The organism is Mesorhizobium sp. WSM4307 (assembly GCF_007003945.1).
Lineage (GTDB): Bacteria > Pseudomonadota > Alphaproteobacteria > Rhizobiales > Rhizobiaceae > Mesorhizobium.
Genome location: NZ_VFTB01000001.1, coordinates 734207 through 758079 on the forward strand (window position 1 = coordinate 734207; position 23873 = coordinate 758079).

The window sequence follows — 23873 nt, forward strand, 5'->3', positions numbered from 1 at the left end:
GCTGACGGTTGAATGGCGGGATTTTGCCTGGATATCGATTCCGCGGCCGGCGGTGTCGGAGCAATTTCCGCCGGGAGAGCGCTCCTGGCCTTTGCCGGGAAAACCGTTTCACACTCTTCCTGGAATGGCGCTAGTGATGAGGGGATGGCCGTGAAGGGACTGAAGCGTGCCTTCGATCTCGTCGCGGCGGTGTTGCTGTTGTTGGTGACATCCCCTGTTCTATTGCTCTGCATGCTTGCGGTGCGGGCATCGTCGCCCGGTCCGGTGATTTTTTCCCAGACGCGGGTCGGCCGCGATGGTGTGTTGTTTCGCTGCCACAAATTGCGGACGATGTATCAGGGCACGCCGTCCTTGCCCTCGCACGAGGCGCCAGCAAATGCCGTGACCGCGGTCGGAAGGACCTTGCGGAAGTTCAAGCTCGATGAGCTGCCGCAATTCTGGAATGTTCTTCGGGGCGAGATGAGCCTGGTCGGGCCGCGCCCTTGCCTGCCGACACAGACGGAACTGATCGAGCGTCGCCGGCAGCTGGGGGTTTTGGCGGCACGTCCGGGCATTACCGGCATGGCCCAGATCAGGGGCATCGACATGTCCAACCCGCAGCTTCTGGCCGAAACGGATGCCGCCTATCTCAGGACGGCGTCGTTCTGGCTCGACCTTCGCATCCTGTTTGGAACGCTCTATCGCAACTGAGGCGATTGAGCGTCTCCGAGCCGCGCTATTTCGGCCAGCCGCTCCAGCGTCCCGGTCTCCGGCAGCCAGCCTTCGGATACGAGCAGGGAAGGGTCGCATATCTGTGTCGCGGTCAGACTGTCCCAGGACGCCCGCTTGCCCAACAGGATCGCGGCCGCCCGCAACGGCCTGGCCGGCACGTCCACAAGGCGCCTCGGCCGTCCGAAACCGTCGCGAAAGGCGCCGACAATGTCGGCGATCGAAACCGGCGGCACATCGCTGGCGACATAGATCGATCGCAGCCGCCCCGAAAGGCTGAGCAGATGCCATACCGCACCTGCCGTCGATTGCGATGACAGCAGCGAGCGGGTTCCCGTCAGGGCACCTGTCGGCAGCGGCAGGCCCGTATCGGCCAGGCGCATCAGCGCCGCCAGGTTTCCTTTCATGCCGGCTCCGTAGACTGGCGGCAGCCGCAGCACGGTGGCGTCGGAACGGCCATGCGACGCATAGGCATCCAGCACCCTGATCTCTGCTTCGCGCTTCGAGCGCCCATAGGCGCATTGCGGATCGGGAATCGTGTCCTCGTCGATCGTTGCACTGACGCGCGCGCCGATCACGGCCCGGATCGAGGAGAGCTGGATGAACCGTCCGCTTGCCTGTTCGGCCGCCGCCTGCGCCAGCCTTGCGCTCAATTCCGCATTGGCCGCCCGAAAATCGGCTTCGGCGGCGTTGCCTTCATCGTTGTTCAGACCCGCGCAATGAACGACATCGGTAACACCCCCGGCAAGCGCCAGGAAGGCAGCCGTCGGCGCATCGACATCGGGCATCTGCATGGCCTCATGCCCCCGACCAAGCCTCTCCGGGTAGCGGGACGCGAGGCGAAGCTCGGCGCCCGCCTCATGAAGCCGATGCACCACTTGACGGCCGATGAAGCCTGTCGCGCCTGTGACCAGGACTTTCATTGGTCTTGCCCTAAACCGCTATTGAGTGAATCGAAGCGCCCGATCTTCATCCCTGGACGAAGGGCGTCTTCCGTCACCGGCGGAAGCACTCGCTCTTGCGTCTTGGGCGGAAACGCCTGGTCTTGCGGCAACGGAGCCTGGCGGCCCGAGGCGAGATACGTTCCCGACACCAGGAAGACCATCAGCACCGAGTCCAGAATGTCGTGGCCAATCAGGATGCCTGTCATCCCGGACGTGAGATAGGTGATCACCACGATGACAATCATGGTAGCGCCAAAACGCTCGATCGGATCGGTGCTATTTCGCAAAACCACGGCTGCGTTCCTGGCGGCAACGACGAAGATCGCGGCCAGCGTCAAGGCGCCCAGGAGTCCTGCCTGCACCAGGGCGGTCAGGAAGCCGTTGTGGAAATGATTGAAGCCTGCATCCATCCCGAATTGATCGTGGAAGCCCTGTTTTATCAGGGCCTGGGTGGCACCCACTCCATGTCCGAACAGCGGCATCCCACGAAACGCCTTCAGGCCAATATCCCACACGGCCAATCGCAATCCTGTAGCCGTCGTGTGGTCACCGTTGAGGGCGAGCGCGTCCAAGTCGGAACGCAGAAAGTCGACACGCCCGGATATTGTCTGGAAGCCGACAGCCGCGATGACGGCGCCGGCCGCCAGCAACAGCACCAGCAGGCGAATGGCGTTCCTTCCCTTGAGCCTGTGCTGGTTGATCAGCAGAACGGCGATACCGGCAATCAGCAGTGCCAGCCAGACAATGCGGGTGCCGGAGTAGATGATGGCGATCGTCCCGCCAAGTGCCGCGCAAATGAGGGCGATCCTGTGTCTCTCTATATCCGACAGGGCGCCGGCCACGCAGACCGCCACGGCAAGGCAGAGGACCTCCGCGAACACAATTGCATTCCCGGCCCCACCCTCGGCGCGGATACCAAGCCAATGTTGTTGGAAGACCGCCAGAAGCAGCGCGACAAAACAGGTCGCCATGCTGCTCAGCACGATGATACGGACAAGCGTCGTCTTCCGCGTAATGCTCCAGGTCGAATAGGAGATGGGGAAAAACAGGAAGGTGACTAGCGGGATCAGGTGCAATGCGTCCCTGGCGATCGCATGGTTGACGATGGACGCCACCAGATTGGCCGCGCAATAGGCATAGATCGCGATCGTCATCGCCATCATCGCCGGGTCGGTATTGAAGCGCCTTTTCTTGAGGGCGATCAACAGGACGGACGACAGAGCGCCGCCGTTGAATACGAAGCTGACCACCGATCCCAAAACCGGCGGAAAAAAGAAGCAAAGAATGGAGAAGTAGATATTGATCCGCGACGGCGTGAGTTGCTGACTTGCAGACGAAAGCCGGGTCAAGTTTCGGGCTCGCTATTCTCGAGTAGCTCTATGCGGCACATCCTGTTCGGCCGACCGAGTGTGCTCGCGTTGAAATTTGCCCGTGCCTGATGACGCATCTTGCCCGCTTCCGGGGGTTGTATAGCGGCTGGGCTGTCTTTTCGATAGTGCGGTGGAGCTTGTCGTCACCTAAAATCGGCGGCCGGTGCCCGACGATTGGGAATGGGCTCAAGGGGCGTCCGTCGACATGGTCTGCCGAGTAATTTTTTCCTGGCCTTTTCCCGGTTGCAAGCCTTGCGAACAGAAATTTCCGGGTTTTGGCGAAAGCATGGAAAAATCATTCCCGAACTGACTGCTGCCGGGCTCGTCTTGCATTGTTTTGCCGTGCGCCGATCTGCTAGAACGCCCGCACGAAACACTTTGTCCAGAAGCGACGCTTGAACCGGGCACAAAAGCTCGATGATTTGACGCAAGGTCTTCTGTCGCAAGGCACGAGAGAACGCTCACAGTCTATGACAATCGCGCTTACGCATCTGCAGCGGCTTGAAGCCGAGTCCATCCACATTTTCCGCGAGGTTGCGGCCGCCTTTGCCAAGCCGGTCATGCTCTATTCGGTCGGCAAGGATTCATCCGTGCTGATGCATCTGGCGATGAAGGCGTTTTATCCCGCCAAGCCGCCTTTCCCGTTCCTGCATGTCGACACGACCTGGAAGTTCCGCGAGATGATCGCTTTCCGCGACCAGATGGCGCAGAAACTGGGCTTCGACCTTTTGGTTCATGTCAATGAAGACGGCGTGCGCGACAACATCAATCCGTTCGACCACGGCTCGAACACCCACACCCATGTCATGAAGACCGTGGCGCTGCGCCAGGCGCTCGACAAGTACGGTTTCGATGCCGCCTTTGGCGGCGCCCGCCGCGACGAGGAAAAGTCGCGCGCCAAGGAGCGCATATTCTCGTTCCGCAATGCCCAACATGTCTGGGATCCGAAGAACCAGCGCCCCGAAATGTGGAAGATCTTCAACACCCGCATCGCATCGGGTGAATCGATCCGCGTCTTCCCGCTGTCGAACTGGACCGAGCTCGATATCTGGCAGTACATCCTGCAGGAGAACATCCCGATCGTGCCGCTCTATTTCGCCAAGGAACGGCCGGTGGTGGAGCGTGACGGGATGCTGATCCTCAAGGACGACGACCGCATGAAACTGCGCCCCGGCGAGACGGTGGAGAACCGCGTGGTGCGGTTCCGCACTTTGGGCTGCTATCCGCTCACCGGCGCCATCGAATCCGATGCCGACACGCTCGAAGCCATCGTCGGCGAGATGCTGACTGCGCGTACATCCGAGCGGCAGGGCCGCCTGATCGACCGTGACGAAGCCGGCTCGATGGAAAAGAAGAAGCGCGAGGGATATTTCTGACCATGCGTCACATCATGGCAAAAAGCCTCGCCCCCACCGACAGCATCCGCGACTACCTGGCAGCGCAGGAGAAGAAGTCGCTGCTGCGCTTCCTGACCTGCGGTTCGGTCGACGACGGCAAGTCGACGCTGATCGGCCGCCTCCTGTCCGACACCAAGCAGATTTTCGAGGATCAGCTTGCGGCGCTCGAACGCGACTCGCGCAAGCATGGCACCACGGGCGATGACATCGATTTCGCGCTGCTGGTCGACGGTCTCGAGGCAGAGCGCGAGCAAGGCATCACCATCGACGTCGCCTACCGCTTCTTCGCCACGCCGAAGCGCAAATTCATCGTCGCCGACACGCCCGGCCACGAGCAATACACCCGCAACATGGCGACAGGCGCCTCGACCGCCGATCTGGCGATCGTGCTGATCGACGCAAGGCAAGGGGTGCTGCGCCAGACAAGGCGCCATTCGATCATCGCCTCGCTGCTCGGCATCCGTCACATCGTGCTGGCCGTCAACAAGATCGATCTCGTCGATTTCGACCAGGCGGTCTTCGACCGGATCGTCCAAGACTATGCACAATTCTCGCGCGATCTCGGCTTCCAGACCATCGTGCCGATCCCGATGTCGGCCCGCTACGGCGACAATGTCAGCGGCCGCTCCGACAACATGCTATGGTATTCCGGTCCGACGCTGATCGAGCACCTTGAGACCGTGTCGGTGGAAGAAGCCGCCGTCGAGCAGCCGTTCCGTTTTCCGGTGCAGTACGTCAACCGCCCCAATCTCGATTTCCGCGGCTTTGCCGGCACGATCGCTTCCGGCGCCATCGCGCAGGGCGACGAACTCGTCGTCGCCAAATCCGGCAAGTCCTCGCATGTCAAACGCATTGTCGCTCATGGCGGCGATCTCAAACAGGCGGTGGCCGGCCAGGCCATCACGCTTGTTCTCGACGACGAGGTCGAAGTCTCCAGGGGCAATATGCTGGTTTCGCCGGCCGCCAGGCCGCAGGTCGCCGATCAATTCGCCGCCAACATCGTCTGGTTTGACGAGCATGCGCTGCTGCCGGGCCGCTCCTACATCCTGCGCACCGAAACCGACCAGACCAGCGCCACCGTCACCGACCTGAAATACCGCATCAACGTCAACGACTTCGCCCATGAGGCGGCCAAGTCGCTTGAAATGAATGAAGTCGGCATCTGCAACATCTCGACACGGGCGCCGATCGCCTTCGATCCCTTCGCCGAAAACCGGACCACCGGCGCCTTCATCCTGATCGACCGCATATCGAACGCCACCGTCGGCGCGGGCATGATCGTGCACTCGCTGCGTCGTGCCGAGAACATCCATTGGCAATCGCTCGATGTCGGCAAGCGCGTGCGCGCCGACATGAAGAACCAGCGCCCTGCTGTGTTCTGGTTCACCGGGCTTTCCGGCTCCGGCAAGTCGACCATCGCCAACCTGTTCGAGAAGAAGCTGTTCGCCACCGGCCGTCACACCTATATTCTGGACGGCGACAATGTCCGTCACGGTCTCAACCGCGATCTCGGCTTCACCGATGCCGACCGCGTCGAGAACATCCGCCGGGTCGCCGAAGTCGCCAAGCTGATGGCCGATGCCGGGTTGATCGTCATTGTCTCGTTCATTTCGCCGTTCAGCGCCGAACGGCGCGTGGCGCGCGAGTTGATGGCTGATGGCGAGTTCATCGAGGTGTTTGTCGACACGCCTTTCGAGGAGTGCGCCAGGCGCGATCCGAAGGGCCTTTATGCCCGCGCGCTGAATGGCGAGATCAAGAATTTCACCGGCGTGGATTCACCTTACGAAGCGCCGGAAAACCCGGAGATCCATCTGAAGACGCTCGGCAAATCGGCGGAAGAGATGGTAGATGCCCTGGAACATTGGCTGAATGAGCGCGACATTGCTGAAGACCAATATGAAAGTGGCGGCGGTATCTGACGACAGATCGATGCTCGACATCTTCGAGCGGCTGGCCCTGGCGGCTGGACGCGAGGTGATGCGCGTCTTCCACGCCGGCTGCGCCGTCGACCGGAAATCAGACGCCTCGCCGGTGACCGAGGCGGACCGCGAGAGCGAGAAGATCATTCTCTCCGGCCTGCGCGCCGCATTTCCCGAGATTCCCTGCGTGGCCGAAGAGGAAGCGGCGTCTGGAATCATGCCGACCGATCTTGGTGAGGCCTTTTTCCTTGTCGATCCGCTCGACGGCACCAAGGAATTCGTCAATCGCCGCACCGACTTCACCGTCAACATCGCGCTTGTCCGCCATGGTGTGCCGGAAGTCGGCGTCGTTTTCGCGCCTTGCACCGGCCGCTTCTTTTCGGGACGGCCGGGCCGCGCGGAAGCCCTGGAAATCAATGACGACTATCAGATCGTCGGCCGCCGGCCGATTTCGGTGAGAGCGGCGACATCACCACTTGCCGTGGTTGCCAGCCGCTCCCACAACACGCCTGAAACCGAAGCCTATATTCGCGACCTCGGCGCAGCCGAGATCGTTTCCGTTGGCTCTTCCTTGAAATTCTGTCTTCTCGCCAGCGCCGAGGCGGATGTCTATCCTCGCTTTGGACGAACCATGGAATGGGACACCGCCGCGGGGGACGCGGTGCTGCGCGCGGCGGGCGGTACGACACGAACGCTCGATGGCAAGCCCTTGGCTTACGGCAAACGCGATCAGGCCGATGACGAGGATTTCGCCAACCCGCATTTCATTGCCAGCGGCAGGGCAGGGGCGAGCCCCGCCTGAGAGCTGCTGCCGATTACTCGGCAGCGGCCTGCGCCGAGTTCGAGCCGATATAGTTGCGGATCGTCTCGATGATCCGGTCCTGGTCAGCTTCGCTGAGATAGGGGTGCATCGGCAGGCACAGGATGCGCTTCGGCAGTTCCTCCGAGACGGCAAGACCGGTCGGCGTGCGCGGGTAGTCGCTATAGGCGACCTGCGCATGTAGCGGCTTGACGTAGTAGATGACGGACGGAATGCCCTTTTCGCTCAGATGAACCTTCAGGCCGTCGCGCTTGGTCGTCTCGATGGCGTACTGCGCCCAGGCCGAACGGCTGCTGTCGAGGTTGCGGGCTGCGGTGACGATGTCGCCCAGCCCTTCGGCATAGCGGTTTGCCACCAACTGGCGCGCCACCATCTCGTCTTCGAGAATGGCGAGCTTTTCAATGAGGATCGCCGCCTGCAGCGTGTCGAGCCGCGAATTGATGCCGACGCGGATGTTGTCGTACTGCGTCTCGCCCTTGCCGTGGAAGGCAAAGGAACGCAGCTTGTCGGCCATCTCGTCGTCGTTGGTGAACATCGCGCCGCCGTCGCCATAGCAGCCAAGCGGCTTGGCGGGATAGAAGCTGGTCGAGCCGACATGGCCGAACGCACCGCACATCTTGCCATCGAGCGACCCGCCCATCGACTGGGCGGCGTCCTCGATCACCAACAGCCCTTCGCGGTTGGCGATCGCCATGATCGCATCGTAGTCGGCGGCGAGGCCGAACAGGTCGACCGGGATGATCGCCTTCGGCTGCAGCCGGCCTTCTTTCTTGATCATGGCGATGGCCGCCTCGAGGCTGGCGATGTCGATGTTGTAGGTCACCGGATCGACATCGACGAACACAGGTTCCGCCTTGGCCAGCGCCACCACTTCGGCGGTGGCGGCAAAGGTGAAGCTCGGCACGAACACCGCGTCGCCCGGGCCGATCCCGGCGGCGAACAGCGGCAGCAGCAGCGCATCGGTGCCGTTGGCGCAGGCCACGACATGTTTGGTGCCGATATAGGCCGCAAGCTTCTTCTCGAACTCCGCGACCTGCGGGCCAAGGATATAACGGCCGTCCTCGACGACATGGTCGATCGCGGCCTTCAGCCGGTCGCGGATGCGTTCGCGCTGTGCGCCAAGATCGATGAACTGCATGTCAGCCTCAAAAACGATTTTTAACCAGGCGGTTTAGCCAAAGAACGGCCCGCTGGTACCAGAGTTGTGCTTGCCGAGAAAGCCGGACAGCCAGAGCCGCCAATTGCCTGGATGTCGCAGTCTGTTACCTCCGATTTCCGGCGTATCTTCACAAGATGCCGGAAATCCGGGCTTCGTCAGGCGCGCTTGCGTCTTTATAGTCCCGCTGGGCGGCCCCGCGAAACATAAAGTGATCGGCTGGCTCAACTTAAATTGAGCGTTACTCAGGCGATTTCATGCCGCCATGGCGGATTGGCGCCCGCGCGCGACACGGTCACTGCCGCTGCCTTGGCACCAAGCGCCAATGCCTTGCGAATGGCGTCTTGCGGAAGGCCGCCGATGGCCGCCTTCGTCAGCAGGCCCTGTTCATGCAGCGAGGCGAGAATGCCGGCGTTGAACGTATCGCCCGCGCCGACCGTATCGACCACCTCGACCTTTTCCGGCATCACGGTGACGGTGTGGTCCTTGGTGTAACCGACGGCACCTTCGCTGCCATGGGTCACGACGATCAGCTTGGGTCCTCGATCGAGCCAGTTGCGGATGACATCCTCATGCGAGCCGGCTTCGCCGAACCAATGGAGGTCTTCGTCCGACAGTTTCACGATGTCGGCCATCGCCATCATCTCGCGGATGCGCTTGAGGTGCTTGGCCTTGTCCGGGATGAAGTTCGGCCTGATGTTGGGGTCGAGCATCATGACGCGGCTTGCATGCTCGCGCCGCATGAACTCTTCATAGGCGCCGCCGGCTGGCTCCGAGATCAGGCTGATGGCGCCGAACAGCATGGCCTCGATCTCGTTGCCGAGCGACGGCAGGTCGTCGATCGTCAGCATGCGCCCCGCGGTGTTCTCGTCGTAGAACGTGTAGGTCGCCTGGCCATTGGTGAGCCGCACGAAGGCGAGCGTGGTCGGCCTGGGCGAGGTGTGGGCATAGGTGGAACTGACCTTGCTCGCGCCCAGCGCATCCCTGAACTGGCCGCCGAAAAGATCCGACGACAGGCCCGAAAAGAAGCCGGCCGGCGCACCCAATCGGCCAAGCGCGATCGCCGTGTTGAACACCGCGCCGCCGACATAAGGGGCAAAGGCCGGCTCGCCCTGCGTCGTGATGCGCGGCAGCATGTCGATCAGGGCTTCGCCGCAGCAGAGGATCATGGCGTCTTGGTCTCCGGCGGATAGATCACGCCCTTGCGGATGATGATGTTGGCGTAAAGCCTGGGCTCGCTTGTCGCGACAATGGCATGCGCCGACTTGACCCGTGCATAGAAGTCGGCGCCTGCCAGTGCAACCACCTTGCGGCCCGGCGCGTGCTTGGCGCAGATCGCCTCGATCTCGTGATGGACTGGATCGGCAATCGAGGGATTGCCTTTGACGGAGGCGCGAAACAGGGCTTCCGGAACGGCGTCGTCGACCGGCAGCACGCTCAAGATCGCATCAAGCACCGGAATGAGGTGATGACCATCGGCCCGGATCAGGCGCTTTGCCTGCTCCTCGGCCGGATAGTTTCCGTCGACCAGGGCGATCTCATCGCCATGGCCCATGGCGCGCAGTGTCGCCAGAAGGTCCGGACCGAGCAGCGCCGGGATTCCGATAAGCATTCAGGCGCTCCTGGAAATCGTCGTCGAGCCGATCAGGAAGCGCTCGGAAAGCGGCAGGCTGGCCCCGCCGAGCGCCCGGGCATGAATGCCGACGGTGCCCTCGCGAACGGCGGGAAGTTTCAGACCTTCGCCGTCGATTGTCGCAATGGCCGCGATGATGGCATCGACCAGCCTGCGGCGCACCGCCCGCGGCATCCAGCCGTCGACCACCGCCGCCTCGAAATCGATGACCGAGGACGCCGCGACGATGGCATAGGCGAGCGCCTGTGAAGCGCTGGCGATCCAGTCGTCGAGTTCGGAACCGATCTCGCCCCAATCCTCTGGCGACGTCCATAGGTGCGAGGCCTCGACGCCGCGGGCATTGAGCGCTTTTTCCAGCATGGCGATCGACGCCACGTCGATCAGCTGAGTCGGCTTGCCGTCCGGCCCGGGCACCGGCATGGAGCCGAGCGCGCCGGCATTGCCGGTTGGGCCTCCGAACAGCCGGCCGTTGAGCACGATGCCGCCGCCGGCGAAGGCACCGATATAGAAATAGACGAAGTCACGTGCGCCGCCCGCCTGGCCGAAGACGAGCTCGGCGCCGCAGGCCGAGGTGGCGTCGTTCTGCAGATAGACCGGAAAATCGCATTGCGACTGGATATCGGCCCTAATGTCGCGGTGGCGCCATTCGTCCATGACGTCGCGCGGCGCACCGGCGGTGTCGGCCCAGTTCCACAGTTCGAACGGCATGGCGATGCCGAGCCCGGCGATGCGCTTGTCCTGCGCCGGTGTCAGTTCGCCGCGCATCTTCTTCATCCCTGAAGTGACGAATTCAACCGTCTCGCGCGGTGCCGGATAGCGATAGGAGTGCTGCAGCATCGAGCGCACGTGCCCAAGAAAATCGATCAGCACCAGTTCCGCGCTGCGGCGGCCGATCTTGAGGCCGATGAAGAAGGCGCCCTCCGGATTGAGCGCCATGGGTATGGAAGGCTGGCCGATCTTGCCGCGCAGCGGCGCCTGGCGCACGAGCAGGCCTTCTTCCTCGAGTTCGCGCATGATGACCGAAACCGTCTGCGCCGAAAGTCCGGTCATGCGGGCGATGTCGGATTTCGCCAGGCTGCCTTGCTGGCGCACCAGCGAGAGCACCAGCCGCTCGTTGTGATCGCGCATGCCGCTCTGGTTGGTGCCGCGGTGAATCAGGCTGTCATTCGCTTCGGGCGAACCGTGCCTCGCAGTGGCGGTCTCCACCCTGTTCCTCCCGTCGTTTCCCCTCAACGCTTTTGGGCCAGAATGAGTGAACGACGCAAGGCTGTCAATAATAAATAAGAGTGATTTAATTATTGACAGCGGCCGCGGTCTGGTGTCTGTTGAGGCGGCGTCCACGCTGGGAGAATTCGTAGGATGCGCCGTAGATGCCGGTGGCCGGCATCCGGAATGGTTCCACTGGGAGGAAGATCGTGACCAATACAAAATTGTTGAAATCGACCGTGTTTGCCGCGGCTGCCCTGGGTCTGATGGCGTTTGCGTCGTCCGCCTCCGCAGCCGGCGTCGGCGCTTGCCTGATCACCAAGACCGACACCAATCCCTTCTTCGTCAAGATGAAGGAAGGCGCGACCGCAAAGGCCAAGGAACTCGGCGTCGACCTCAAGACCTATGCCGGCAAGATCGACGGCGACAGCGAAAGCCAGGTGGCGGCGATCGAAAGCTGCATTGCCGACGGCGCCAAGGGCATCCTGATCACCGCATCCGACACCAAGGGCATCGTGCCGACCGTGAAGAAGGCGCGTGACGCCGGCCTGCTGGTGATCGCGCTCGACACGCCGCTCGACCCGATCGACGCGGCCGATGCGACCTTCGCCACCGACAATCTCGAGGCCGGCAAGCTGATCGGCGCCTGGGCTGCCGCGACGCTCGGCGACAAGGCCAAGGACGCCAAGATCGGCTTCCTCGACCTGACGCCGTCGCAGCCGACCGTGGACGTGCTGCGCGACCAGGGCTTCATGATGGGCTACGGCATCGACGTGAAGGATCCCAACAAGATCGGCGACGAAACCGATCCGCGCATCGTCGGCCACGACGTCACCAACGGCAATGAGGAGGGCGGCCGCAAGGCGATGGAGAACCTTCTGCAGAAGGACAACACCATCAACGTCATCCACACCATCAACGAGCCCGCAGCAGTCGGCGCCTACCAGGCGCTCAAGGCTGTCGGCCTTGAAAAGCAGGTGCTGATCGTCTCCGTCGACGGCGGCTGCCCCGGCGTAAAGTCGGTGACGGAAGGTGTCATCGGCGCGACGTCGCAGCAGTACCCGCTGCAGATGGCGGCGCTCGGCATCGAGGCGATCGCCGCCTTCGCCAAGGATGGAACCAAGCCGAAGCCGACCGAAGGCAAGAATTTCTTCGACACCGGCGTCAACCTGGTGACCGACAAGCCGGCCAACGGCGTGAAGTCCATCGACACCAAGGAAGGCCTCGCCAAGTGCTGGGGCTGATGCCGACCTGACCGGCAATTACCGAACTCGAGCGGTCGGGGCTTGATCCCCGGCCGCTTCGGGTGGACGATGGGTCGCGTGACCGCGAGCAATCCCGGCGACAGACCGGAAAGACGTGGATGGGCGTCGGCGCTAGGCTGACCCCTCACGGGGAGGAAACATGGCTCAAACTCAGGAATTCGAGAAGGTTCTCTCGGGCAGCGACACCAGCGTTGCCGCGTTCGACGAACACAAATCCGCAGTCAGGCGCGTCCAGCATTTCCTGCATTCGACGCCGGCGGCGGTGCCGCTGATCGTGCTGGTCCTGTCGATCATCATCTTCGGCATCACCATTGGCGGGCGCTTCTTCTCGTCCTATACGCTGACGCTGATCCTGCAGCAGATCGCCATCGTCGGCATTCTGGGCGCTGCGCAGACACTGGTCATCCTGACCGCCGGCATCGACCTGTCGATTGGCGTCATCATGGTGATTTCAGCCGTGATCATGGGCAATTGCGCCGTCAGTTACGGCTTGCCGAGCGTAGTGGCCGTGGCGCTCGGACTTGCCGCCGGTGCTGCCTGCGGGCTGCTCAACGGGTTGCTGGTCGCTTACATGAAGCTGCCGCCTTTCATCGTGACCCTTGGCACGTGGAACATCGTCATGGCCACGAACTTCATCTATTCGGCCAATGAAACGATCCGCGACACCGACGTCGACACCCAGGCGCCGCTGCTGCATCTGTTCGCCCTGAGCTTCAAGGTCGGTACCGCGGTGCTGACGCTCGGCGTCATCGCCATGGTCGCGCTGGTGATGCTGCTCTGGTACGTCCTCAACCACACCGCCTGGGGCCGCCATGTCTACGCTGTCGGCGACGATCAGGAGGCGGCCAAGCTGTCGGGCATCCAGACCAAGAAGGTGCTGGTGACGGTCTACACCCTTGCCGGGCTGATCGCCGCTTTCGCCGCCTGGGTCTCGATCGGCCGCAACGGTTCGATTTCGCCGTCGGCGGCCGTCACCGACTACAATCTGCAGGCGATCACCGCGACGGTGATCGGCGGTATTTCCCTTTTCGGCGGGCGCGGCTCGATCCTGGGCACGCTGTTCGGCGCGATGATCGTCGGCGTCGTCTCCATGGGCCTCAACATGCTTGGCGCCGACCCGCAGTGGAAAGTGCTGCTCACCGGTGTGTTGATCATCGGCGCCGTGGCGGTCGACCAATGGATCAGAAAGGTTTCGGCATGACCCAGGACCCCATTCTCACCGCGCGCGGCCTGGTCAAGCGCTATGGCCGCGTCACCGCCCTCGACAATGCCGACTTCGACCTCTATCCCGGCGAAATCCTCGCCGTCATCGGCGACAACGGCGCCGGCAAGTCGTCGCTCATCAAGGCGATTTCAGGCGCTGTCGTGCCCGACGAAGGCGAAATCCGGCTTGAAGGCAAAACCGTTGCCTTCAAGTCGCCGATGGAAGCCCGCGAGGCCGGTATCGAGACCGTCTACCAGAACCTCGCGCTGTCGCCGGCACTGTCGATCGCCGACAACATGTTCCTCGGCCGCGAGATCCGCAAACCCGGCTTCCTCGGGCAATGGCTGCGCATGCTCGACCGTCCGGCGATGGAAAAGCGCGCCCGCGACAAACTCACCGAACTCGGCCTGATGACCATCCAGAACATCGGCCAGGCGGTGGAAACGCTCTCGGGCGGCCAGCGCCAGGGTGTCGCGGTGGCGCGCGCCGCTGCCTTCGGCAGCCGCGTGGTGATCATGGACGAGCCGACGGCGGCCCTTGGTGTCAAGGAGAGCCGCCGTGTGCTCGAACTGATCCTGGACGTCAAGAAGCGCGGCCTGCCGATCGTGCTGATCTCGCACAACATGCCGCATGTCTTCGAGGTGGCCGACCGCGTCCACATTCATCGCCTCGGCCGTCGCCTCGCCGTCATCGATCCCAAGCAATATACGATGTCCGACGCCGTTGCCTTCATGACCGGTGCCAAGGCGCCTCCGGAGGCTGCGCTGGCCGCCTGATTGTCAAATTGCCGCAGGGTAAGCTGGCGGGCGTTCATCTAAATCGATTGAATATATGTTGCAATGCGGTAACATGGGCTGGGATGAATGGTGAAAGCCGGTATGATCGTTGCAACCGCACGAGAGGCAGCATGACGCGCGCAATGACATCCGAAACCCTTCCGCCCCTGCTCGAAAATCCTGATCCGAAGACGCTCGCAAGGGAAGTCTTGGTGGCCCTCAAATACCGGGTCGGCAAGGACACCACCGTCGCGACCCAGTACGACTGGCTGACGGCCTCGATCAAGGTCGTGCGCGACCGCATCGTCGATCGCTGGATGCAGGCAACCAAAGAGGCCTATGACCAGCAGGAAAAGCGCGTCTACTATTTGTCGCTGGAGTTCCTCATCGGCCGCCTGATGCGCGACTCCTTCTCCAATCTTGGCCTGATGGCCAATATGCGCGAGGCGCTGTCGTCGCTCGGCGTCGACCTCGATCTCATCGCGGCGCTGGAACCCGACGCGGCGCTCGGCAATGGCGGCCTTGGCCGGCTTGCCGCCTGCTTCATGGAAAGCATGGCGACCGTCGACATTCCCGCGCATGGCTACGGCATCCGCTACGCCAACGGCATGTTCCGTCAGGAGATCCACGACGGCTGGCAGGTGGAACTGCCCGAGACATGGCTCGATCACGGCAACCCCTGGGAGTTCGAACGGCGCGAACGCTCCTTCGAAGTCGGCTTCGGCGGTTCGGTGGAGTCCATCACGTCGAAGGACGGCCGGCTCGAGCGCCACGTCTGGAAGCCGACCGAACATGTCCTGGCTGTCGCCTACGACACGCCTGTCGTCGGCTGGCGGGGCAACCGCGTCAATACGCTGCGGCTGTGGTCGGGCATGCCGGTCGATCCGATCCTGCTCGACAAGTTCAATGCCGGCGACCACATCGGCGCGCTCGCCGAAAGCAACAAGGCGGACGCGCTGTCGCGCGTGCTTTACCCCGCCGATTCCCACATGGCCGGGCAGGAGCTCAGGCTGCGGCAAGAGTATTTCTTCTCGACCGCCTCGCTGCAGGACATCGTGCAGCGCCATCTCAGCCAGTATGGCGACCTGAAGTCGCTGCCCGACAAGGCGGCGATCCACTTGAACGACACCCACCCGGCGATCGCCGTGCCGGAGCTGATGCGGCTCTTGATGGATGTCCACGGCATGGACTTCGACCTCGCCTGGGACATCACCAAACGCACCTTCGGCTACACAAACCACACGCTTCTTCCCGAAGCCCTGGAAAGCTGGCCGGTGCCGCTGTTCGAGCGGCTTCTGCCGCGCCATATGCAGATCGTCTACGCCATCAACGCGCAGGTGCTTCTGGAGGCACGCGCCACCGACCAGTTCTCGGGCGAGCAGATCAGCCGCATTTCGCTGATCCAGGAAAATGGCGACCGCCGCGTGCGCATGGGCAATCTGGCCTTTGTCGGCTCGCATTCGATCAACGGTGTGTCGGCGCTGCATACCGAGCTGATGAAGGAAACGGTGTTTGCCGACCTGCACAAGCTCTATCCCGATCGCATCAACAACAAGACCAACGGCATCACGCCGCGGCGCTGGCTGATCCAGTGCAACCCCGGCCTGACCTCGCTCGCCCGCGAGGCGATTGGTGACCGTTTTCTCGACGATATCGACGCCATCAAAGGGCTCGACAGCTTTGCCGATGACAGCGCGTTCCGGGAGAAATTCGCGGGCGTCAAGCGCCAGAACAAGGCGCGGCTGGCCAATCTCGTCGCCGACCGGCTCGGCATCAAGGTCGACCCGTCGGCGCTGTTCGACATCCAGGTCAAGCGCATCCACGAATACAAGCGCCAACTCCTCAACATCCTCGAGGCGATCGCGCTCTACGACCAGATCCGCTCGCATCCCGAGCGCGACTGGATGCCGCGCGTAAAATTCTTCGGCGGCAAGGCGGCGCCCAGCTACCACAACGCCAAGCTGATCATCAAACTCGCCAATGACGTCGCCAGGGTCATCAACCGCGATCCGGCGGTGCGCGGCTTGCTGAAGGTGGTGTTCGTGCCGAACTACAATGTCAGCCTGGCCGAAGTCTTGATGCCGGCCGCCGACCTGTCCGAGCAGATTTCGACCGCCGGCATGGAGGCGTCGGGAACCGGCAACATGAAGTTCGCGCTCAACGGCGCCCTGACCATCGGCACGCTCGACGGCGCCAATGTCGAGATCAAGGAATGCGTCGGCGACGACAACATCTTCATCTTCGGCCTGACCACGGCCGAGGTCGCTGAACGGCGCAGCAATGGCTACAACCCGCGTGCCGTGATCGAGGGCTCGCCCGAACTGTCGCAGGCGGTCGCGGCCGTTTCCTCGGGCGTCTTTTCGCCGGACGATCCGGACCGTTACCGCGACCTCATCAACGGCCTCTACACCGGCGACTGGTTCATGGTCGCCGCCGATTTCGACGCCTACGCCGCCGCCCAGCGTGATGTCGACGCTGTCTGGCGCAACAGCCCGGACTGGTATGCCAGAGCAATCCGCAACGTCGCGCGCGTCGGCTGGTTCTCGTCCGATCGCACCATCCGCCAATACGCGAAAGAAATCTGGAACGTGCCTGCCTGATGTGATTGCATGAGGCCACGAACAATGTGGTCCCGGTGATTTGGGTTGAATGCGAACTCACATCACCAAAAATAGACACCTGGTGCCCTGGGAGGGACACTGCCTGATGAGGAAGCCGCGCGTGACCGCTGCGACAAGCGGGCCGGACGGACTGGCGCCAGCCAGCGATGTTGCGGCGATTGTCGCCGGCACGCACGGAGATCCGTTCGCGGTCCTCGGTGTCCATGAGGTCGGCAAAAGCCTGTTTGCCCGTTGCTTCGTTCCACATGCCGAGGCCGTCACTGCCTATACGCTGACGGGCATCGAGACCGGTGCGTTGTCCAGGCGAGACGATGCCGGCTTCTTTGAAGGCAGGCTGTCGATCAAGAAGCGGCAGCCGCTACGCTATCACGCGCGCAATGCCGGCGGTGACTGGTGGCTGACCGATCCTTATTCGTTCGGCCCGGTGCTCGGGCCGATGGACGATTACTATATCGCCGAAGGGTCGCATCTCAGGCTGTTCGACAAGCTTGGCGCGCACGTCATCGAGCACGAAGGCGCCACCGGCGTGCATTTCGCCGTCTGGGCTCCCAACGCAAGACGCGTCTCGGTGGTTGGCGATTTCAACGACTGGGATGGCCGCCGCCACACGATGCGCGATCGCCGCGACACCGGCATATGGGAGGTGTTCATCCCGGACATCGGTGCCGGGCGACCCTACAAATACGAGATCATTGGACCCGATGGCGTCAGGCTGCCGCTGAAGGCCGATCCGTTTGCGTTCAAATCCGAACTGCGTCCCGCCACCGCTTCGGTTGTTGCCGTGCCGCCGGCGCATGAGTGGGGCGACGAGGCGCATCGCAACTACTGGCGCAATGCCGATCCCCGGCGCGAAGCCGTCTCGATTTACGAAGTCCACGCCGGATCCTGGCAGCTTCACGACGACGGCACGTTCCTGTCATGGGACGAACTGGCCGAACGGCTGATCCCCTATGTGGTCGAGACCGGCTTCACCCACGTCGAGTTCATGCCGATTTCCGAGCATCCCTATGACCCGTCCTGGGGCTATCAGACGACCGGCCTCTACGCGCCGTCGGCCCGCTTCGGCGATCCGGACGGCTTTGCCCGTTTCGTCGATGGCGCGCATCGCGCCGGCGTCGGCGTCATCCTCGACTGGGTGCCGGCGCATTTCCCGGTCGACGCGCATGGCCTGGCCCATTTCGACGGCACCGCGCTCTACGAACATGCCGATCCGCGCAAGGGTTTTCATCCCGACTGGAACACAGCGATCTACAATTTCGGCCGCCGCGAGGTGGTGTCGTTTCTGGTCAACAATGCGCTGTTCTGGGCCGAGAAATATCATGTCGACGGTTTGCGCGTCGATGCGGTCGCCTCGATGCTCTACCTCGACTATTCGCGCAAGGCCGGCGAGTGGATCCCCAACGAGAAGGGCGGCCGCGAGAACCTCGAGGCGGTCTCTTTCCTGCAGAAGATGAACAAGGAGGTCTACGGCCACCATCCCGGCGTCATGACCATCGCCGAGGAATCGACCTCATGGCCGAAGGTTTCGGCGCCGGTGCATGAAGGCGGGCTGGGCTTCGGCTTCAAGTGGAACATGGGCTTCATGCATGACACGTTGGAGTATTTCTCCAAGGAGCCGATTTTCCGCAAGCACCACCACAACGACCTGACCTTCGGCCTGACCTACGCCTTCTCGGAGAATTTCGTGCTGCCGCTCTCGCATGATGAGGTCGTGCACGGCAAAGGCACGCTGCTGGGCAAGATGGCCGGTGACGACTGGCAGAAATTCGCGACCTTGCGCGCCTATTACGGTTTCATGTGGGGCTACCCCGGCAAGAAGCTCTTGTTCATGGGACAGGAATTCGCGCAGCGCCGCGAATGGAGCGAGGCGCGCGCTCTTGACTGGAATCTGCTCGATTTCCGCCCGCATCGCGGCGTCTGGCAGACCGTGCGCGATCTCAACTATCTCTATCGGTCGCGCCCGGCGCTGCACGGCCGCGACTGCGAACCGGAAGGGTTTTCCTGGCTAATCGTCGACGACAGCCAGAATTCGGTTTTCGCCTGGGTGCGCAACGCGCCGGGCGGCAGCCCGGTGGCCGTCATCTCCAACTTCACGCCGGTGCCGCGCGACAATTATCGCGTGCCGCTGCCGAAGGCCGGCAAGTGGCGCGAGATCATCAACACCGACGGATCCGAATATGGCGGGTCCGGCATGGGCAATGGGGGCATGGTCGAGGCAAGGGCGGAAGGCAAGAGCATCTCGGCGACGATGCTTCTGCCGCCGCTGTCGACAATCATGCTCGAACTCGTGGCCGAGGCCGACGAACAGGGCGAGACTTGAGTAAATTGGGAGGGTAGAAATGGCAGACTTGAAACGGACCCAGCCGCTGGCGCGCGATGCCATGGCCTATGTACTGGCCGGCGGCCGTGGCAGCCGCCTCAAGGAACTGACCGACCGTCGCGCCAAGCCGGCGGTCTATTTCGGCGGCAAGACGCGCATCATCGACTTCGCGCTCTCCAATGCGCTCAACTCCGGCATTCGCCGCCTCGGCGTCGCCACCCAGTACAAGGCGCATTCGCTGATCCGCCACCTGCAGCGCGGCTGGAACTTCCTGCGGCCGGAACGAAACGAAAGCTTCGACATCCTGCCGGCCAGCCAGCGCGTCTCGGAAACGCAGTGGTATGAGGGTACGGCTGACGCCGTCTACCAGAACATCGACATCATCGAGGCCTACGGCCCCGAATACATGGTCATCCTGGCTGGCGACCACATCTACAAGATGGACTACGAGATGATGCTGCGTCAGCATGTCGACGCCAATGCCGACGTCACCGTTGGCTGTCTCGAAGTGCCGCGCATGGAGGCGACGGGCTTTGGCGTCATGCATGTCGATGCCAAGGACAACATCATCGCCTTCGTCGAAAAGCCGGCCGATCCGCCCGGCATTCCGGGCAATCCGGACTTCGCCCTGGCCTCGATGGGCATCTACGTCTTCAGGACCAAGTTCCTGATGGAGCAGTTGCGCCGCGACGCCGCCGAGCCGGGCTCAAGCCGCGATTTCGGCAAGGACATCATCCCCTATATCGTCGAGCACGGTAAGGCGATCGCGCACCGTTTCACCAAATCTTGCGTGCGCTCGACCGCCGAGAACGAAGCCTATTGGCGCGATGTCGGAACGGTCGACGCCTATTGGGAAGCCAATATCGACCTGACCGACGTGACGCCGGAGCTCGACCTTTACGACCGTGACTGGCCGATCTGGACCTACGCCGAGTTGAAGCCACCGGCAAAATTCGTCCATGACGAGGATGGCCGGCGCGGCTCGGCCGTTTCCTCGCTGGTCTCGGGCGATTGCATCGTCTCCGGCGCGACGCTGAAGAAGAGCCTGATCTTCACCGGCGCGCGCATCAATTCCTATTCGACGCTGGAAGAGGTGGTCATGCTGCCCGACGTTCATGTCGGCCGGAACGCAAAGTTGAAGCGCGTCGTCATTGACCATGGTGTTAGGATACCGGAGGGGTTGGTCGTCGGCGAGGATCCCGTGCTCGACGCCAAGCGCTTCCGCGTTTCGGAGAAGGGCATCTGCCTAGTCACGCAGGACATGATCAACAAACTCGGGCTCTAGAGCAATTCCGCGAAAAGTGCGAAACGGGTTTCCGTGCGGGAATTGCCTGGAAACAAAGAATTGGACAGGATCGGGATAGACGCATGCAGGTTCTGTCGGTCACGCCCGAGATCTTCCCGCTGATCAAGACCGGCGGGCTTGCCGACGTGACCGGTGCGCTGCCCGTCGCGCTGGCGGCCAAGGGTGTGACCATGCGCACGCTCATTCCAGGCTTTCCCGCGGTGATGGAGGGCTTCAAGAAACGCAAGGCCGTCTACCAATATCCGCTGTTGCAAGGCGGCAAGGCCTCTATCCATGCCGTCGAGCTTGCCGGGCTCGACCTTTTCGTGCTCGACGCGCCGCATCTGTTCGACCGTCCCGGCGGTCCCTACGGCAATGCTTCGGGCGCCGACTGGCCGGACAATTGGCGGCGTTTCGCGGCCCTGAGCCAGGCCGGCGCCGATATCGCCGGCGGCGCCATCTCGGGCTACCTGCCCGACATCGTCCATGCCCATGACTGGCAGTCGGCGATGACGCTGGCCTATATGCGCTACGGCAAGGCGGTCGGCACGCCGTCGATGATGACCGTCCACAATCTCGCCTTCCAGGGACAGTTCGGCGCCGGCATCTTCGGCGAACTCGGCCTGCCGGCAGTGGCGATGGCGCTTGACGGCGTCGAATATTATGGTGGCGTCGGCTTCCTCAAGGCTGGCCTGCAGGCGGCCTGGGCGATCACCACGGTGAGCCCGACCTATGCGCAGGAGATCCGTTCGCCGGAATTCGGCATGGGACTCGACGGCCTGATCAACATGCGCTCCAGCGATCTCTATGGCATCGTCAATGGCATCGACACCGCCATCTGGGATCCGGAGACGGACAAGCATCTGGTGTCGAACTATACGGCCGCAACGCTCAAGGCACGGGCGCCGAACAGGGCGGCCGTGGAGGAGCGTTTCGGCCTCGACCGCGACGACAGCCCGATCGTCTGCGTCATCAGCCGGCTGACCTGGCAGAAGGGCATGGACATATTGGCGACGGTGATCGATGGCATCGTCGCGACTGGGGCGCGGCTGGCCATACTGGGCTCCGGTGACGCGGGCCTCGAAGGCGCGCTGCTTGCCGCCGCCGCACGCCACCGTGGCCGCATTGGCGTGGTCATCGGCTATGACGAAGGGCTGTCACACACCATGCAGGGCGGCTGCGACGCCATCATCATCCCGTCCCGCTTCGAACCCTGTGGACTGACGCAGCTCTACGGCCTGCGCTACGGCTGCGTGCCGGTGGTCGCCCGCACCGGCGGCCTTGCCGACACCATCATCGACGCCAACGAAGCGGCTATGGCGGCCAGCGTGGCGACAGGGTTCCAATTCGCTCCCAACAATGGCGGCGCGATGCTGCACGCCATACGCCGCCTGGTCGATGCCTACGCCGATCCCGCGGCCTTCGAGACCATCCAGCGCCAAGGCATGAAGGGCGATGTGTCATGGGACAAGAGCGCGGAAAAATATCTTGAACTCTATCGCCTGCTGCTTTCGAAAAGGGTTGCCTGAAGCATGATACGGACCGTCCCCACCAAGCCCTATTCAGACCAGAAGCCCGGCACGTCGGGCCTGCGCAAGAAGGTGCCCGTGTTCCAGCAGGAGCACTATGCCGAGAACTTCATCCAGTCGATCTTCGACGCGCTTGACGGCTTCAAGGGCAAGACGCTGGTGATCGGCGGCGACGGCCGCTTCTACAACCGCGAGGTCATCCAGAAGGCAATCGCCATGGCGGCCGCCAACGGCTTCGGCAAGGTGATGGTCGGGCAGGGCGGCATATTGTCGACACCGGCCGCCTCGCATGTCATCCGCAAATACAAGACCTTCGGCGGCATCATCCTGTCGGCCAGCCACAATCCCGGCGGCCCGCATGAGGATTTCGGCATCAAGTACAATGCCGGCAATGGCGGCCCGGCGCCGGAAAAGCTGACCGATGCGATCTTTGCCAAGACCAAGGCGATTGCGAGCTTCAAGATATCGGACATCGATCCGATCGACATCGATACGATCGGCACCGTCACGGCCGCCGGCATGACGGTCGAGATCATCGATCCGGTCGCCGATTATGCCGAGCTGATGGAAAGCCTGTTCGATTTCGACGCGCTGCGCAGACTGTTCAAATCGGGCTTCCGCATGCGCTTCGACGCCATGCATGCGGTGACAGGTCCCTATGGCAAGGAAATCCTCGAGAACCGGCTTGGCGCGCCCAGCGGCACCTGCCGCAACTTCAAGCCGCTGCCGGATTTCGGCGGCCATCATCCGGATCCGAACCTGGTGCACGCCAAGCATCTCTATGACGAGATGATGGGGCCGGACGCGCCGGATTTTGGTGCCGCTTCCGACGGTGACGGCGACCGCAATCTGATCATCGGCAAGGGCATTTTCGTCACCCCGTCGGATTCGGTGGCGATGCTTGCCGCCAATGCCCGTCTGGCGCCCGGCTACAAGGACGGGCTGAAGGGCATCGCCCGCTCGATGCCGACCAGTGGCGCCGCCGACCGTGTCGCCGAAAAACTCGGCATCGCTATCTACGAGACGCCGACCGGCTGGAAGTTCTTCGGCAATCTGCTCGATGCCGGCATGGCGACGATCTGCGGCGAGGAGAGCGCCGGCACCGGCTCCAACCATGTGCGCGAAAAAGACGGCCTGTGGGCGGTGCTGCTCTGGCTCAATATCCTCGCCGCGCGGGGCGAAAGCTGCAAGCAGGTCGTCACCGAGCACTGGGCGGCCTATGGGCGCAACTACTATTCCCGCCACGACTATGAGGAGGTCGAGAGCGACCGCGCCAACGCTCTGGTCGATGAACTGCGTGGCAAGCTCGGCTCGCTGCCCGGCACCAGCGTGCGCGGCCTGAAGATCGCCAAGGCCGACGATTTCGCCTATCACGACCCGGTCGACGGTTCGACCAGCGAGCATCAGGGTATCAGAATCCTGTTCGAAGGTGGCTCGCGCGTCGTCTTCCGGCTTTCCGGCACTGGCACGTCCGGCGCGACTTTGCGCGTCTACATCGAGCGCTACGAGCCGGACAAGGCCAGGCACGATCTCGACACGCAGGCAGCCCTTGCCGACCTCATCGCGGCCGCCAACGACATTGCCGGGATCAAGAGCCACACCGGCCGCAACAAGCCGAGCGTGATTACTTGAGGGTGGAGGCGGAGGCTCCCCCTTCTCCCCTTGTGGGAGAAGGTGGCCGAGCGAAGCTCGGACGGATGAGGGGTGCTCCAGCTTGGCG

General features: G+C 62.8%; 18 protein-coding genes. 12 read left to right on the forward strand and 6 right to left on the reverse strand.

Translation table 11 applies throughout. The features are described 5' to 3' along the window. Nucleotides 1-144: 144 nt before the first annotated feature. A complete protein-coding gene (locus tag FJV83_RS03410) occupies nt 145-690 on the forward strand; it encodes a sugar transferase (protein WP_185973316.1) in 546 nt (181 codons plus the stop codon). On the opposite strand, the gene FJV83_RS03415 is transcribed toward FJV83_RS03410, so the two are convergent. Together FJV83_RS03415 and FJV83_RS03420 are read right to left on the reverse strand one after the other, a co-directional pair. Then, complete coding sequence (locus FJV83_RS03415; protein ID WP_095770831.1) at nt 678-1631, reverse strand: SDR family oxidoreductase; 954 nt, start codon at nt 1629-1631, stop codon at nt 678-680. The two genes, FJV83_RS03410 and FJV83_RS03415, sit on opposite strands and share 13 nt — an antisense overlap. Further along, nucleotides 1628-3001 carry an O-antigen ligase gene (locus FJV83_RS03420; RefSeq protein ID WP_246691788.1) on the reverse strand — a complete coding sequence of 458 codons (1374 nt, stop codon included), beginning with the start codon at nt 2999-3001 and terminating at the stop codon, nt 1628-1630. The genes FJV83_RS03415 and FJV83_RS03420 overlap by 4 nt, the downstream gene beginning before the upstream one ends. Nucleotides 3002-3492: 491 nt before the next feature. Between FJV83_RS03420 and cysD the strand changes: the two genes are divergently transcribed. The 3 genes from cysD to cysQ are packed head-to-tail and all read left to right on the forward strand — an operon-like array spanning nt 3493 to nt 7140. Beyond that, the gene (gene cysD, locus FJV83_RS03425) at nt 3493-4398 is read left to right on the forward strand and encodes a sulfate adenylyltransferase subunit CysD (protein ID WP_095786568.1); all 906 of its coding nucleotides are present in this window, start codon (nt 3493-3495) and stop codon (nt 4396-4398) included. Nucleotides 4399-4400: 2 nt separating this feature from the next. Then, nucleotides 4401-6338 carry a sulfate adenylyltransferase subunit CysN gene (gene cysN / locus FJV83_RS03430; protein ID WP_185973317.1) on the forward strand — a complete coding sequence of 646 codons (1938 nt, stop codon included), beginning with the start codon at nt 4401-4403 and terminating at the stop codon, nt 6336-6338. Nucleotides 6339-6348: 10 nt separating this feature from the next. Continuing rightward, entirely contained in the window at nt 6349-7140 is a 792-nt protein-coding gene (gene cysQ / locus FJV83_RS03435) for a 3'(2'),5'-bisphosphate nucleotidase CysQ (protein ID WP_185973323.1), read from the forward strand. Nucleotides 7141-7153: 13 nt separating this feature from the next. Here cysQ and FJV83_RS03440 read toward each other — a convergent pair whose 3' ends face one another. The 4 genes from FJV83_RS03440 to FJV83_RS03455 all read right to left on the reverse strand — a co-directional run bounded on the left by FJV83_RS03440 (nt 7154) and on the right by FJV83_RS03455 (nt 11153). Next, nucleotides 7154-8296, reverse strand: coding sequence for a DegT/DnrJ/EryC1/StrS aminotransferase family protein (locus FJV83_RS03440; protein ID WP_142885039.1), 1143 nt, complete (start codon nt 8294-8296; stop codon nt 7154-7156). 263 nt (nt 8297-8559) lie between these two features. Next, a complete protein-coding gene (locus FJV83_RS03445) occupies nt 8560-9483 on the reverse strand; it encodes a carbohydrate kinase (protein WP_095786565.1) in 924 nt (307 codons plus the stop codon). After that, entirely contained in the window at nt 9480-9926 is a 447-nt protein-coding gene (locus FJV83_RS03450; protein WP_095770827.1) for an RbsD/FucU family protein, read from the reverse strand. Before FJV83_RS03450 ends, FJV83_RS03445 begins: the two co-directional genes overlap by 4 nt. Next, nucleotides 9927-11153 carry an ROK family transcriptional regulator gene (locus FJV83_RS03455; RefSeq protein ID WP_095786564.1) on the reverse strand — a complete coding sequence of 409 codons (1227 nt, stop codon included), beginning with the start codon at nt 11151-11153 and terminating at the stop codon, nt 9927-9929. A gap of 227 nt (nt 11154-11380) precedes the next feature. Between FJV83_RS03455 and FJV83_RS03460 the strand changes: the two genes are divergently transcribed. From FJV83_RS03460 to FJV83_RS03495, 8 genes are all read left to right on the forward strand, one after another. Continuing rightward, nucleotides 11381-12397, forward strand: a complete 1017-nt coding sequence (locus FJV83_RS03460; RefSeq protein ID WP_179295792.1) for a sugar ABC transporter substrate-binding protein — start codon at nt 11381-11383, stop codon at nt 12395-12397. Between the two features lie 160 nt (nt 12398-12557). Next, nucleotides 12558-13619: an ABC transporter permease gene (locus tag FJV83_RS03465; RefSeq protein WP_095770825.1), complete on the forward strand. Its 1062-nt coding sequence runs from the start codon at nt 12558-12560 to the stop codon at nt 13617-13619. Next, nucleotides 13595-14398: an ATP-binding cassette domain-containing protein gene (locus FJV83_RS03470; RefSeq protein ID WP_245318013.1), complete on the forward strand. Its 804-nt coding sequence runs from the start codon at nt 13595-13597 to the stop codon at nt 14396-14398. The genes FJV83_RS03465 and FJV83_RS03470 overlap by 25 nt, the downstream gene beginning before the upstream one ends. A gap of 131 nt (nt 14399-14529) precedes the next feature. Beyond that, complete coding sequence (locus tag FJV83_RS03475; protein ID WP_095786563.1) at nt 14530-16998, forward strand: glycogen/starch/alpha-glucan phosphorylase; 2469 nt, start codon at nt 14530-14532, stop codon at nt 16996-16998. A 106-nt stretch (nt 16999-17104) separates the two neighbouring features. Then, the gene (glgB, locus tag FJV83_RS03480) at nt 17105-19339 is read left to right on the forward strand and encodes a 1,4-alpha-glucan branching protein GlgB (protein WP_142885040.1); all 2235 of its coding nucleotides are present in this window, start codon (nt 17105-17107) and stop codon (nt 19337-19339) included. A 19-nt stretch (nt 19340-19358) separates the two neighbouring features. Beyond that, a complete protein-coding gene (gene glgC, locus FJV83_RS03485) occupies nt 19359-20624 on the forward strand; it encodes a glucose-1-phosphate adenylyltransferase (RefSeq protein ID WP_095770822.1) in 1266 nt (421 codons plus the stop codon). Between the two features lie 83 nt (nt 20625-20707). After that, nucleotides 20708-22153 carry a glycogen synthase GlgA gene (gene glgA / locus FJV83_RS03490; RefSeq protein ID WP_142885041.1) on the forward strand — a complete coding sequence of 482 codons (1446 nt, stop codon included), beginning with the start codon at nt 20708-20710 and terminating at the stop codon, nt 22151-22153. 3 nt (nt 22154-22156) lie between these two features. Then, entirely contained in the window at nt 22157-23785 is a 1629-nt protein-coding gene (locus FJV83_RS03495; RefSeq protein ID WP_142885042.1) for an alpha-D-glucose phosphate-specific phosphoglucomutase, read from the forward strand. Nucleotides 23786-23873: the final 88 nt, after the last annotated feature.